This is a genomic window from Rhizobium sp. BK112 (genome assembly GCF_014193215.1).
Taxonomy (GTDB): Bacteria; Pseudomonadota; Alphaproteobacteria; order Rhizobiales; family Rhizobiaceae; genus Rhizobium; species Rhizobium anhuiense.
In genome coordinates this window covers 128,533-141,305 of the sequence record NZ_JACHYZ010000004.1, presented here as the reverse complement: position 1 = coordinate 141,305, position 12,773 = coordinate 128,533, and the positions used below count along the sequence as shown (strand labels likewise).

Below are 12,773 nucleotides of genomic sequence, written 5' to 3'. Positions count from 1 at the left end.
CCTCGCATCCGCCAAGAATAGGCACGCGCTTGAAAACTCCCAGGTCCTGTCATAACCTGTTTGAGCAAAGATTGCTGTATTGATCGGCCACATCAGTGGCGACTGCAGCACTGCCAGGCGTATTGCCCTGGTGCCAAGCTTTGCCGATTATCCCAAAATATCCGGAGATTCCGAATGACCCGTGCGCAATGTAGTTGCGGTGGACTCACCGTTACACTCTCGCAGCAGGCAAGATTGGTCGTTGCATGTCATTGTTTCGATTGCCAGCGCAGAACTGGCAGTCCATTCGGCGTCGGTGCGTTTTATCCCTCGGACTCCGTCGCCGTTTCGGGAAGCCAGCGTGAATTTAACCGGACAGCCGCAAGCGGTGGAAAGATCCGCAACTATTTTTGCCCGAACTGCGGGTCTACGGTCTATTGGAGGGCCGACAACCTGCCAGGTTTTACCGGTGTTGCCATCGGTGCGTTGGCAGACCCGCGATCTCCGGCTCCTGCCCTGTCCATCTTTGAACAATCAAAACATCACTGGCTTCATATCGACGGCGCCGTAGAGCATTTCCAACAAAGCAGCGCGACAAAGAATTCCAAGTAAGACCCGTCGACCCGTCAGCGCCGTTGCGAAAGTCTGGCGCTGACATGGTCTGCGGCGAGCATCTCGGCCGGGGCTGGCCTGCCGAGCAGATAACCCTGGCCGATGTCGCAGCCCAAATCCTGAAGCCGCTGAAGCTGGCTCTCCTCTTCGATGCCTTCGGCGGTGATCGTCACGCCAAGCCCGGCGCCGAGAGCGATGATCGCCTTGATCACCTTGTCCTGCTTGTCGTTGGTTTCGAATGAAGCGACGAAACTCCTGTCGATCTTGATCTTGTCGAACCGGTAGTTGGAGAGCTGCGAGAGGCTGGAATAGCCTGTTCCAAAGTCGTCGAGAGCGATCCTGACGCCGGCGTTCACCAGATCGTCGAGCACGATACGTGCCGTGACGGCGTCCTGGATGATGGCGCTTTCGGTCACTTCGAGCTCGACCCTGTGCGCCGGCAGACCGACATCGCCCAATATCTTGAGAATTCGGAGGCCCAGCAACCGGTCGCTCAACTGGATCGGGGAAAGGTTGAACGACAAGACGAGCTCGCTTGGCCAGGAAAGCGCATCGGTGCAGGCGCGGCGAAGCAGTTGGTCGGTCAATTCGACGATCAGTCCGGCTTCCTCCGCCACGGGAATGAATTCGTTCGGCGGGATGAATTCGCCGGAAGCGGTCTTCCAGCGTGCCAGTGCCTCGAAACCGATAATCTTGTTGGTCTTCAGGTCCACGAGCGGTTGATAGTAGGGAACGATCTCAGCCTTCCTGATGGCGGCTCTCAGATCGGCTTCCACCCGAATCCGTTTCGCCAACTCTTCCTGCATCGAAGGCACGAAGGGCTTCACCAGATCGCGCCCCTGCTTTTTGGCGACATACATCGCGCAGTCCGAATGTCGGATGACCTGGCTGAGGTCATCACCGTTCTCCGGATAAAGCGCGAAGCCGACACTGGCGCCGAGGTCGACGGCGACGCCATTGAATGTGAAGGGCTTGCCGATCACGCTCACGATGCGGTTCCCCAAGGCGGCAAGATCGGGATTTCCCGTGCGCCGCGCCAGAACGACAAACTCGTCTCCACCAAGGCGGAAGACATGCTCACGCGGAAAGAGGGAGGAGAGCCGTTGCGCAACGGCCTTCAGCACCGCATCACCGTGATCGTGCCCCAAGAGGTCATTGATCTTCTTGAAGCCGTCGAGATCGATGCTGAACACGGCATAGGTCTCTTGTGCCCTCTGATCGCTCATCGACTGCGCGCAGACGGATTCCAGAAATCTGCGGTTCGGCAGTTCGGTCAGCGTGTCGTGACAGGCAATCCAGTCCACGTTCTTTTCGGCCTGCAGCCTGCGACGAACCTCCCTCGAGAGATCACGGATCCGCAGTGCGGAATAGATCAGCCCGAGAAACCCGGAGATATTCAGGGCAAGGAGCGCGTGGTCCAGCGGATAGTCATGATGCTTCTCGATGAACGCATCCAGCCCCTCATGCCAGTGGAAGAACCACGACAGGCAGAAGAGAAGCAGGAAGACCGCGAGCCAGACAAGGATCTCCACCTGGGGTCTGGTCGGTTGGACGCGAGGCATATGAACAGGCTCCTGTTGTGCGAAGAGCCCTCATGGCCAGTTTGGAGAACCGCATCGTCTCCGACATGTTTCAATCAACAGCCGGCACGGCTGCTGCTCGTGTCACCGGATACCGGCGACCAATGGGCAACTTCACGGCATCGGCGTCCTGTCCGTGATTGAAGACCGCCACAACTCATTCGGGCGGAATTAAGAAAGTCGGGCAATACCGTCGTTGATAAAGCCGCACAGGTCCGTAAGTCGTTTGTGACCCTTGAAAGTTAATGGCGGGTTGCATTGAAGAAGGGGCGGGCGATTCGATGCGTGAAACGGATATTTCTCCCGCAAATCGGATGAGGCTTTACCAGGCCGGGAAACTCCCGCTTGACGACTTTGATTAATCAGCCGCTTCCACGATGCATTACCTCGCTTCAACGGAAACCATGAATTAGACATCGGCGCCTTTTCATAGGCCGGATTGTCAAGGCAATTTCGATTGGTGGAGCGAGGTGAGTTGGGCTTTTGCTTCAGCGAGGACGTTGTTCGTCATTCGAAGGTAGAGTGATGTGCCCGTCTGTTCGAATAGCGGCTTGACGCCTTCAGCTAAATTGACCGCCTCGTCCAACATCGCGATCCTCTCGTTTTTCGGAACCGAAGGAAGCTCTGCCTTTGCATAGTGCTGCAGGGTCCGCGCAAGTTTCATATTCATATAGGCGGAAGCGTCTTGCGAATTCTGCTTTTCCGTTATCGCGTATGCGTCACGATGAAGCTTCAACGCTTTCTGAAATCCAGCTTCCTGCTGGCTCAGTTCGGCTAGGAGTAGCGTGTCATCGCCAAGGTTCGCCATGTTTTCCCAGCTGGGGCCGTCCTTGTCTAATTTTCTGGCTATTTCAAATGCCTGACTATTGAATTTTACAGCCTTTTCAGCGTCTGTGCGCTGCTGGGTATCCGATGCGATGCGTCCGTATGCTGTGCCAAGTTTGCTATAGATGTATCGCAATTCACGTTCATCGGTGCTGTTTTCAAATTTGCTCAGCCACTCCTCCAGCGGCTTCACACCCCGCCTGGCGTGAGCGCTTCCGTTTCCTGGATTGAGCTCATTGGCATAGCCCAGCGTTGCAGAAAAGTCCTCAGCAAAGTCGAGCTCCGCTTCTTTGTCTGGATCTTTGATGCCTTTGTGTTCACGTTCCAATAGTTCTGCAGAACGCAACAGCAGGGTCTCGTTGGATTTCCAGCGCCCAAGCTCTTCCAGAGCCTTGGGCATTCCGCTTGGTACGAACCTATCGCAGTCGGTCCGACCGGCAAGCGGGCACAGGGCCAACAGCGCTTCACCAGATTCAGCTTTCATGGCAGAGCCAAACAGGAAGGGTGGATAATAACCGGTAGAGGCACCGCTCGCATTATTTGCGATCCAAAGGCTATCGAGAGCAGAGAAGGCTTCTTTCGCAGCATCCGGCGCAGCCGCATCCAGTGCGGCTCTCAGCATCGAGATTGCCAGGACAGCGCGCCTGTTTCGATCGGTTTCGTTGTCGGAAAGAGAATAAGTATACTCCTCGTCCGCGTCGCCAAGGATCATGGCCAACCAGATACGTTTTTGGCTTATCTCAGCTGCGCTGCCCGTTGAAATGTTGCCGCAGGCGTCTAGAAGCTCTTCTGCGGCATCCGCATTGGATTTTGTCATTTCCTGTAGTTCGATGCAGAGGTCGGCATCTCCGGCATAGGAGAATTTGTCTAGCAAGGGCGTCGCAATATGCGCCTCGCGCCCTGAAGCATCCTTGTAGATCCTGGAAGGCGGCGTTTCGCTCGCCGGTGGGATGCCGTCTGGCTTGATAGGGGTAGACAATCGAGTTTCTGTCGGGAGCGCCATGTAGGCGGCGGCAACGAGCACGCAAGCAATCACCAGGCGCTCCTTCATTTGATTTTCCCAAACCAGTTCGACGCACACAGATGATCGATCAATCGACACTCCCGGATTCCACATGTCTTACGGCGTTGAGCGCTTGACACCCAACCGCTTCATCACCCGGTAGATCGTCGTCCGCGATAGGGCGCGAGGCGCTGCACGGAAAGAGATCAGACAACACTATTGCAGATCCAGGTTGTGAAAGTCTAACTTTTGTTTGAGGTTTTGCGACTGAGCGACGGCTAATGAAGCCGATCCCGACTGGAATTTCCCATCACCGAACGGCGGTTTTCACCCGACCGTAGAAATCCTCAGGCTTCTTCGGCGCCGATCCTGAGCGGCCTTTGCCAACCGGTCGTTCTAAAGTTCCGCCTCTCGCAGCAGCTCGTCCAGGCGGGTGGCCCATTCCTTGTTGCCATCTCTGAAAGGACCAAGCGCATCGCCGGCAGCTTCGGGAAAGTCGCTGGCCGCCGTAGCAAAGCGGCGAGCCTGCTCACGATGTCCCGCGGCCGCATGGCAACACGCCTGAATGCGCAGAAGCGCCGGCCAGTCAGGCCGCGCCTTTAACGCCGTACGCCCCGTTTCGAGCGCGCTCTCCACGTCGCCCGAAAACAACAATGCAAGCATCAAGAGGCCGAACCAAACCCCATTCTGCGGATCATGGGGGTTGAGTTCGAGGCCGCGAGCCAGGGGCTTGCGCGCACCGGCGGCATCACCCGAAAAAAGACGGGCCATGCCGAGGACGAGATAGCCCAACGCGAAACTCGAACCGAGTTCGATGGACCGTTCCGCTGCGAGGATCGCCTGGTCAGCCCTGCCTGTATAGGCCGACACAATCGCCAGCGCATAGTGCGAATACGGGTTTCGCGCGTCGAGATAGATCGCGCGCAGCGCCGCATCCAAACCCTCCTTCCCGTCCGCGGCGGGGTTATCGGTCCAGCCGTAGGCAATGAGGCCCGCATTGACCCGCGCCCGCCAGATCTGCGCCTCCGGCAGCAGGGGATCGAGCTCCGTGGCCTCGCGGAAAAATCGCCGGGCCATGAGGTGGGTGGACTGCGTGACCTTGTGGAAATGGAATGTGCCTTGCCGGACAAGATCCCAGGCAGTGATGTTGCCGGTGTGCGGAGCGACCTGAAGCCCATGGCGCAACAGCAGCTCGGGCTCGACCGCCGCTGCAATCCGTTCGGCGATGGCGTCTTGCACCGCAAATACCTCGGCCACCTGAAGATCGTAATGTTCGGACCAGACGGTGGCGCCTTTCGCGACGTCGGCGAGGTGCACCGATATTCGTATCCGATCGCCGGCATGCCGAACAGCTCCATCCACCAGAAAATCGACGCCAAGTTCGTGCGCGATAGATTGCTGATCGCTCGAGCCATTCCTCCTTGTGAAACTCGCCCCACGTGACGCGACGCGGAACCATCTGAACCGGACGAGCGCCATGATCAGGTCGTCGGTGATGCCGTCGGCCAGATACTGTCTTTCAGCATCGCCGCCGAGATTCTCGAACGGCAGTACCGCAATCGCCGGGATCGAACTGGTCTGCGCATGCCATCCGCTATCGGCTGCATCGGTCCGGCTCTCCACCGGACCGGAGAATCTGTAGCCGACCCGCGGAACCGTGACGATCCATCCGCTGCCGTCTGATGCGGGGCCGAGCAGCTTGCGAAGGGCGGCAATCTGAACGGAAAGATTGCTTTCCTCGACGGCCAATCCCGGCCACGCGGCATCCATCAAGGCCGACTTGGAGACGACACCCCCCTGTGCCGAAAGCAGAACGGCAAGCAGCGAAGCACCTCGGGCGCCGATAGCGACAGGCCTATTGTCGCGAAACAGGCATCCGTTCTCGGCAATGAACTCGAAGTGGCCGAAGGCAAGGTGCTGGGTGTTCATGGCCGGGAATGATACCGCGATTTCGCAGCTTTTCGGAAACTTTTCGGCCCCGCTTCAGGACTTGCGCCGGCTGAACGCGCAGTCTGCTCCAGTGCAGCGGTTGAAGTGGTGAAAGCGATGAAGAACGAAGCAACGCAACCGAAAAATCCGCATCTGTTAGCCGCGAAAGTCGTACGCGGGAGCGGCAGCCATGTCGCCGAGCAGGGGTCTGTCTATCGCTCGGGCGTCTCGGCGGAAAGCGTCGGATCAACCATGCTGTGGCTCGGGACGATTTCGCTACCCGCAGGCAGACGAACCAGGGCCCATCGCCATGAGGGACACGAGACGGCCCTTCTCATGACCGCGGGTCACGAGATCGAGATCTGGTCGGGGTCGAGGCTCGAACAGTGCGAATTGGTCCACGCCGGCGACTATCTTTTCATTCCGGCCGGCGTTCCCCATGTGGCCGTCAATCGCTGCACCGAAAACGCCGAGTTCCTCGGTGCCCGCAATGACCCCGCCGCCAACGAGAGCGTCGTTCTGATGCCGGAGCTCGATGACATCCTACCTTGATCATGCCGGGAGGTGCACCATGGCCATCATCGAACAACGTCTGGCCGACATGGGTCTGGAATTGCCCGAGCCTTTGAAAGTTCGCGAAGGGCTGCGAATGCCCTTCGTCTGGGTTCGGGTTCGCGGCAACCGCGCCTACATTTCCGGTCACGTCGCGTGCAACCGCGATGGGACATTGGCAGCCCCGCTTGGCAAGGTCGGAGCGGAGGTCTCGCCAGAGCAGGGTTACGCGTCGGCCCGGCTCGTTGCCCTGGCCCACCTCGCCAGCCTCAAACGTGCTATCGGAGACCTTGATCGGGTCACGGCTTGGCTGCGCGTCTTCGCCATGGTGAATGTTGCTCCGAGTTTTAATGAGACGCCGCTGGTCACAAACGGCTATTCCGATCTGATACTGGAGCTGTACGGGCCAAACATTGGCGCCCACGCCCGCTCGTCCATCGGCATGGCCATCCCTTTAAATGCGCCCGTAAACTGCGAAGCGGAAGTCGAAATTGACGGGTGACCGCTAGAAGACGAACGGATCCACCCCGGCCGCCGCCTTGGCACCCGCCTCCCTCGGATAAATCACCCCCTTGCGCAAGATGATATTGGCATAGAGCCTCGGCTCGCCGGTCTGGATCACCGCATGAGCGGTTTTCACCCGACCGTAGAAATCCTGGCCGATCAGCGGCACCACCTGCCGGTGCGGCTCGTGGTGGGCGCAGCAGTCGATCATCTCCTCATGCACGGGGTCGAGCTTGTCGCGCTCGGCCTTGACGGTCGAGCGGAAGATCGCCTCGGGAACGAAATCGTCGATCGGCAGCACGCTGAGCACGGCGTTGAGCACCGGGATGAGGTGGTGGCCGTCGAGCCGGATCAGCCGGCGTGCATGTTCGACGCCCGGATAATTGCCGTCGACGATGGCGATCTCGTCGCCGTGACCCATGGCGCGAAGCGTAAAAAGCAGCTCCGGGCTCAATAGCGGATCAAGTCCTTTCAGCATGGTCTACCTCCTTGAAGAGTACGTTCTGGTCGGTGAGGTAACGCGCGAAGATCGGCAGGCTGGCGCCGCCGATGGCGCGCGCCTGGGCGCCGACCGCGCCCTCGATGATTTCGGGCATGACGACGCCCTGCAGGTCGAGCTTGGCGGCTTCGTCGATGGTGGCCTGCACCACGCGGCTGCGCACCCAGCCGGGAAAGCCGCCGTCGATGACGGCCGCGCTGAAATCGAGGATCGAGGCGGCCGCGACGATCGCCTGTGCCAGCGCCTTGGCGCTATCCTGGATCCAGCTTTCCATCGGCTCGCCGAAATCCACCCAGTCGTCGGCCGAATACCAGAGCGGCTCGGGATCGATGCCGCGCTCGCGCAGCATGTTTTCGAGCACGAAGATCGAGGCGATCTCGAGCAGCTGCTTGGTCTCGCCATTCTTGCCGCGCACGGGCAGCGGCCCGATCGCGCCCGCCGTGCCGGTGCGGCCGGAAAAGATCGCCGAGTTCAGGACGATGCCGCCGCCGATGAAGGAGCCGATGAAGAAATAGACGAAATCGGGATAGGACGGCCCGACGCCGAAGACGAGTTCGGCGCCGCAGGCGCTGGTCGCATCGTTCTGCATGAAGACAGGGTGGGCGACGCGTTCGGCGATGTCGGCCTGCAGGTCGATATCCCGCCAGACCTCCATGGCACCCGGCGGCGCCCCCACCTCTTCGGCCCAGTTCCAGAGCTCGAAAGGCGCGGCGATGCCGAGGCCGGCAATGCGGCCGCGCTGCTTGTCCTCGAGCCGGTCTTCGAGTTCGCGGATGCCCGATGTGACGAAGGCGAGGATTTCATGCGGCAGCGGATAGGCATAGGTCCTATGCAACTGCATGCGAATGCGGCCGACGAAATCCATCAGCACCAGATCGGCGCTGCGCCGGCCCATCTTCAGGCCGAAGGAATAGACGGCGTCGGGATTGAGATGCATCGGGATCGACGGCTGGCCGACACGGCCGCGCACCGGTTCCCCGCGCGACAGCAGCCCTTCCTTCTCCAGGACCCGCATGATGACGGAGACGGTCTGCGCCGACAGGCCGCTGCGGCGTGCGATATCGGCCTTCGACAGCGCGCCGTAGAGACGCACCAGCGACAGCACGAGCCGTTCGTTATAGGCCCGCACCCTGACCTGGTTCGCACCTCCGGCCGGATTCAGAATTGGTGGCGGGACCGGTATATTCGCCGGTCCATCCAAGGACGACATGGCCGCTCCTCCCGATTGTTGGCCTATGCCCTAATTCGATTGAGCATGCCACATCGAATTAATAATTCAATTGGATTTATTTATTGACAAGCCGATTTCTTTTCGCTCTTAATTGCCGTCGTCAAGGGCACGGGACCGCTGGGAGGCATTAGCGATCCACGGCGAAGTGTCATATCTTAAGATTCCGGCCCCGCAGGGGCGGCGCCGGCAAACTCTGGGAGGAGTTCCATGAAGAAATCTGTTCTCGCTTTCGGCGCGCTCGCGCTTGGTGTCACTTTTTCCGCTCCTGTCATGGCGGCTGACGTTGCTGCCTGCCTGATCACCAAGACCGACACCAACCCCTTCTTCGTCAAGATGAAGGAAGGTGCGACGGCCAAGGCCAAGGAACTCGGCGTGTCGCTGAAGTCCTATGCCGGCAAGATCGACGGTGACAGCGAAAGCCAGGTCGCCGCCATCGAAAGCTGCATCGCCGACGGCGCCAAGGGCATCCTGCTCACCGCTTCCGACACCAAGGGCATCGTCTCGTCGGTCAAGAAGGCGCGTGATGCCGGCCTGCTGGTCATCGCGCTCGACACGCCGCTCGAGCCGGCCGATGCCGCCGACGCCACCTTCGCCACCGACAATCTGCTCGCCGGCAAGCTGATCGGCCAGTGGGCCAAGGAAACGCTGGGCGACAAGGCCAAGGACGCCAAGGTCGGCTTCCTCGACCTGACCCCGTCGCAGCCGACGGTCGACGTTCTGCGCGACCAGGGCTTCATGATCGGCTTCGGCATCGACCCGAAGAACCCGGACAAGATCGGCGACGAAGATGACAAGCGCATCGTCGGCCATGACGTGACCAACGGCAATGAAGAAGGCGGCCGCAAGGCCATGGAAAACCTTCTCCAGAAGGATCCTGGCATCAACGTCATCCACACGATCAACGAACCGGCCGCTGTCGGCGCCTATCAGGCGCTGAAGGCTGTCGGCATGGAAAAGAACGTGCTGATCGTATCGGTCGACGGCGGTTGCCCGGGTGTGAAGTCGGTCAAGGAAGGCGTCATCGGCGCCACCTCGCAGCAATATCCGCTGCTGATGGCGTCGCTCGGTATCGAGGCGATCAAGAAGTTCGCCGATAGCGGTGAAAAGCCGAAGCCGACCGAAGGCAAGTCCTTCTTCGACACCGGCGTTTCGCTCGTCACCGACAAGCCGGTCTCCGGCGTCAAGTCGATCGACACCAAGGAAGGCACCGACAAGTGCTGGGGCTGAGCCCGCTTTATTGAAAGCAGACCGGCCGGGGCTTGATCCCCGGCCGTTTTCGACGGACGATGTGCCGTCGCCTCACGAACCGGCTAAGCAAAGACCGGAAGGATATCGGTGACGGCCCCCGCGCGAGTTCGGCGCGCGGATGCGGAGGAGGAACCATGACCGGAACACAGGAATTCGAACGCGTTCTCGACGGCAGCGACAAGAGCGTTGCCTCCTTCGAGCACCAGGACGTCTCGCTGATCAAGCGCGCCCAGCATTTTCTGCACTCGACGCCGGCCGCCGTGCCGCTGATCGTGCTGGTGCTGGCAATCATCATCTTCGGCATCGCCATCGGCGGACGGTTCTTCTCGTCCTACACGCTGACGCTGATCCTGCAGCAGATCGCCATCGTCGGTATTCTCGGCGCCGCCCAGACGCTGGTGATCCTGACTGCCGGTATCGATCTTTCGATCGGCGTCATCATGGTGATCTCGGCCGTCATCATGGGCAATGTCGCCATCACCTACGGCATACCGACACCGATCGCGGTCGCAGCCGGCATGCTTGTCGGCGGCCTGTGCGGATTGCTGAACGGCTTCCTCGTCGCCTACATGAAACTGCCGCCGTTCATCGTCACGCTCGGCACCTGGAATATCGTCATGGCGACGAATTTCATCTATTCCGCCAATGAGACGATCCGCGACACCGACGTCGACGAACAGGCGCCGCTGCTGCATCTTTTCGCCATGAGCTTCAAAGCCGGCACCGCCGTGCTGACCCTCGGCGTCATCGCCATGGTGCTGCTCGTCCTGCTGCTCTGGTATGTGCTCAATCACACCGCCTGGGGCCGGCATGTCTATGCGGTCGGCGACGATCCGGAAGCGGCCAAGCTCTCCGGCATCCAGACCAAGAAGGTGCTGCTTACCGTCTATACGATTTCGGGCGTCATCGCCGCCTTCGCCGCCTGGGTCTCGATCGGCCGCAACGGCTCGATCTCGCCGTCCTCGGCGGTCACCGACTATAACCTCCAGGCGATCACCGCGACCGTGATCGGCGGCATCTCGCTCTTCGGCGGCCGCGGCTCCATTCTCGGCACGCTGTTCGGCGCGATGATCGTCGGCGTCGTGTCGATGGGCCTCAATATGCTCGGCGCCGACCCGCAATGGAAAGTCCTCTTGACGGGCGTGCTGATCATCGCCGCCGTCGCCATCGATCAGTGGATCAGAAAGGTTTCGGTGTAATCATGGCTCGCGAACCCCTTCTCACCGCCCGCGGTCTCGTCAAGCGCTACGGCCGCGTGACCGCCCTCGACAATGCCGATTTCGACCTCTATCCGGGTGAAATCCTCGCCGTCATCGGCGATAACGGCGCCGGCAAGTCCTCGCTGATCAAGGCGATCTCGGGCGCCGTCACCCCGGACGAGGGGGTGATCACGCTCGAAGGCCGGCAGGTGCAGTTCCGCTCGCCGATGGAAGCGCGCGAGGCCGGCATCGAGACCGTCTATCAGAACCTCGCTCTGTCGCCGGCGCTGTCGATCGCCGACAACATGTTCCTCGGCCGCGAGATCCGCAAACCGGGCATGCTCGGCTCGATGTTCCGCATGCTCGACCGGCCGGCCATGGAGAAGCTCGCGCGCAACAAGCTGTCCGAACTCGGCCTGATGACCATCCAGAACATCAACCAGGCGGTGGAAACGCTCTCCGGCGGCCAGCGCCAGGGTGTCGCGGTCGCCCGCGCCGCCGCCTTCGGCTCGAAGGTCATCATCATGGACGAACCGACGGCAGCCCTTGGCGTCAAGGAAAGCCGCCGCGTGCTGGAACTGATCCTCGACGTCAGAGCCCGCGGCCTGCCGATCGTGCTGATCTCCCACAACATGCCGCATGTGTTCGAGGTGGCCGACCGGATCCATATCCACCGCCTCGGCCGGCGTCTCACGGTGATCGATCCGAAGGAATACACCATGTCCGACGCCGTCGCCTTCATGACCGGCGCCAAGGCGGTGCCGACGGAGACCGTCGCGGCATGACGGCACGCATCGACGAAATCGCCGGCGCAGTTCTTGACCGCGCCGGCAACTCCAGGCGTTTCCTGGTCGCCATCGCCGGGCCGCCGGGTGCCGGCAAATCGACCATGGCCGACAATCTGGCCAACGCCCTGAAGGCGAAAGGCGAGCGTGTCGCGGTGCTGCCCATGGATGGTTTCCACATGGACAATGCCATTCTCATCGAACGCGGCCTGCTTGCCCGCAAGGGCATTCCGGAAACCTTCGATGTGCGCGGCTTCCTGGATATCGTCCGCGCGGTTCGCCCCGCAGATCAGGAAGTCCTCGTCCCGGTCTTCGATCGCTCGCGCGAGCTTGCGATTGCCTCTGCCCGCCCGATCTCTCCCGAGGATCGTTTCATCATCATCGAGGGCAATTATCTGCTCTTCACGCAGGGCAAATGGGCTGAACTCGACGGCATCTTCGACTACACGATCATGCTCGCCCCGCCGATCGAGGTGCTGGAAGAGCGCCTTTGGGATCGCTGGCGCGGTTATAAGCTGACCGAGGAAGCCGCCAGCGCCAAGGTCTACGGCAACGACCTGCCGAACGGCCGGCTGATCCTCGAAAACCGCCGCCCGGCCGATGTGACGCTGGAGATCGCGCTGGCGTGACGCCGTGCGGCATGCATGGAAAAAGAGCGAAAGCGCATCGCATGAATCAATTTCAATGCGAGGCGCTAATGCATGTCGCCCGGAAGTGTGCTGCGGTTCAGGGGTAACGACATGCATGGAAAAAGAGCGAAAGCGCGTCGCATGATTCAATTTCAATGCGACGCGCTTTAGTGCTATCGAGGCCGCAGACGCATCGCT

General features: G+C 60.5%; 12 protein-coding genes. 7 read left to right on the top strand and 5 right to left on the bottom strand.

Translation table 11 applies throughout. From position 1 onward, the window contains the following. Positions 1-174 precede the first annotated feature (174 nt). Entirely contained in the window at positions 175-591 is a 417-nt protein-coding gene (locus tag FHT75_RS13295) for a GFA family protein (protein ID WP_082849692.1), read from the top strand. 14 nt (positions 592-605) lie between these two features. Here FHT75_RS13295 and FHT75_RS13290 read toward each other — a convergent pair whose 3' ends face one another. The 3 genes from FHT75_RS13290 to FHT75_RS13280 all read right to left on the bottom strand — a co-directional run bounded on the left by FHT75_RS13290 (position 606) and on the right by FHT75_RS13280 (position 5,928). Then, positions 606-2,153: a putative bifunctional diguanylate cyclase/phosphodiesterase gene (locus tag FHT75_RS13290; RefSeq protein ID WP_028756133.1), complete on the bottom strand. Its 1,548-nt coding sequence runs from the start codon at positions 2,151-2,153 to the stop codon at positions 606-608. A gap of 460 nt (positions 2,154-2,613) precedes the next feature. Beyond that, the gene (locus tag FHT75_RS13285) at positions 2,614-4,047 is read right to left on the bottom strand and encodes a hypothetical protein (protein WP_028756134.1); all 1,434 of its coding nucleotides are present in this window, start codon (positions 4,045-4,047) and stop codon (positions 2,614-2,616) included. 348 nt (positions 4,048-4,395) lie between these two features. Continuing rightward, complete coding sequence (locus FHT75_RS13280; RefSeq protein ID WP_028756135.1) at positions 4,396-5,928, bottom strand: winged helix-turn-helix domain-containing protein; 1,533 nt, start codon at positions 5,926-5,928, stop codon at positions 4,396-4,398. A 117-nt stretch (positions 5,929-6,045) separates the two neighbouring features. On the opposite strand from FHT75_RS13280, the gene FHT75_RS13275 reads away from it, so the two are divergent. Both FHT75_RS13275 and FHT75_RS13270 read left to right on the top strand, forming a co-directional pair. Continuing rightward, entirely contained in the window at positions 6,046-6,480 is a 435-nt protein-coding gene (locus tag FHT75_RS13275; RefSeq protein WP_028756136.1) for a cupin domain-containing protein, read from the top strand. A gap of 19 nt (positions 6,481-6,499) precedes the next feature. Further along, positions 6,500-6,982, top strand: coding sequence for a RidA family protein (locus tag FHT75_RS13270; protein WP_028756137.1), 483 nt, complete (start codon positions 6,500-6,502; stop codon positions 6,980-6,982). Positions 6,983-6,985: 3 nt separating this feature from the next. On the opposite strand, the gene FHT75_RS13265 is transcribed toward FHT75_RS13270, so the two are convergent. After that, positions 6,986-7,462 (bottom strand): RbsD/FucU family protein, encoded by a 477-nt coding sequence (locus FHT75_RS13265; RefSeq protein ID WP_028756138.1) that lies wholly within the window; start codon positions 7,460-7,462, stop codon positions 6,986-6,988. Then, positions 7,446-8,693: an ROK family transcriptional regulator gene (locus FHT75_RS13260; RefSeq protein WP_063474768.1), complete on the bottom strand. Its 1,248-nt coding sequence runs from the start codon at positions 8,691-8,693 to the stop codon at positions 7,446-7,448. Before FHT75_RS13260 ends, FHT75_RS13265 begins: the two co-directional genes overlap by 17 nt. A gap of 228 nt (positions 8,694-8,921) precedes the next feature. Between FHT75_RS13260 and FHT75_RS13255 the strand changes: the two genes are divergently transcribed. The 4 genes from FHT75_RS13255 to FHT75_RS13240 all read left to right on the top strand — a co-directional run bounded on the left by FHT75_RS13255 (position 8,922) and on the right by FHT75_RS13240 (position 12,575). Beyond that, positions 8,922-9,941, top strand: a complete 1,020-nt coding sequence (locus tag FHT75_RS13255) for a sugar ABC transporter substrate-binding protein (protein WP_028756641.1) — start codon at positions 8,922-8,924, stop codon at positions 9,939-9,941. A 155-nt stretch (positions 9,942-10,096) separates the two neighbouring features. Next, positions 10,097-11,161 (top strand): ABC transporter permease, encoded by a 1,065-nt coding sequence (locus FHT75_RS13250; RefSeq protein ID WP_028756640.1) that lies wholly within the window; start codon positions 10,097-10,099, stop codon positions 11,159-11,161. Positions 11,162-11,163: 2 nt separating this feature from the next. Beyond that, positions 11,164-11,946 carry an ATP-binding cassette domain-containing protein gene (locus FHT75_RS13245; RefSeq protein ID WP_028756639.1) on the top strand — a complete coding sequence of 261 codons (783 nt, stop codon included), beginning with the start codon at positions 11,164-11,166 and terminating at the stop codon, positions 11,944-11,946. After that, on the top strand, positions 11,943-12,575 hold the full coding sequence (locus tag FHT75_RS13240) for a nucleoside triphosphate hydrolase (RefSeq protein ID WP_028756638.1): 633 nt from the start codon (positions 11,943-11,945) through the stop codon (positions 12,573-12,575). The genes FHT75_RS13245 and FHT75_RS13240 overlap by 4 nt, the downstream gene beginning before the upstream one ends. Positions 12,576-12,773: the final 198 nt, after the last annotated feature.

Bases quoted from the DNA above. Each gene is read 5' to 3' on its own strand.
- FHT75_RS13295 (WP_082849692.1), top strand. From the start codon at position 175: ATGACCCGTGCGCAATGTAGTTGCGGTGGACTCACCGTTACACTCTCG.
- FHT75_RS13290 (WP_028756133.1), bottom strand. From the start codon at position 2,153: ATGCCTCGCGTCCAACCGACCAGACCCCAGGTGGAGATCCTTGTCTGG.
- FHT75_RS13285 (WP_028756134.1), bottom strand. From the start codon at position 4,047: ATGAAGGAGCGCCTGGTGATTGCTTGCGTGCTCGTTGCCGCCGCCTAC.
- FHT75_RS13280 (WP_028756135.1), bottom strand. From the start codon at position 5,928: ATGAACACCCAGCACCTTGCCTTCGGCCACTTCGAGTTCATTGCCGAG.
- FHT75_RS13275 (WP_028756136.1), top strand. From the start codon at position 6,046: ATGAAGAACGAAGCAACGCAACCGAAAAATCCGCATCTGTTAGCCGCG.
- FHT75_RS13270 (WP_028756137.1), top strand. From the start codon at position 6,500: ATGGCCATCATCGAACAACGTCTGGCCGACATGGGTCTGGAATTGCCC.
- FHT75_RS13265 (WP_028756138.1), bottom strand. From the start codon at position 7,462: ATGCTGAAAGGACTTGATCCGCTATTGAGCCCGGAGCTGCTTTTTACG.
- FHT75_RS13260 (WP_063474768.1), bottom strand. From the start codon at position 8,693: ATGTCGTCCTTGGATGGACCGGCGAATATACCGGTCCCGCCACCAATT.
- FHT75_RS13255 (WP_028756641.1), top strand. From the start codon at position 8,922: ATGAAGAAATCTGTTCTCGCTTTCGGCGCGCTCGCGCTTGGTGTCACT.
- FHT75_RS13250 (WP_028756640.1), top strand. From the start codon at position 10,097: ATGACCGGAACACAGGAATTCGAACGCGTTCTCGACGGCAGCGACAAG.
- FHT75_RS13245 (WP_028756639.1), top strand. From the start codon at position 11,164: ATGGCTCGCGAACCCCTTCTCACCGCCCGCGGTCTCGTCAAGCGCTAC.
- FHT75_RS13240 (WP_028756638.1), top strand. From the start codon at position 11,943: ATGACGGCACGCATCGACGAAATCGCCGGCGCAGTTCTTGACCGCGCC.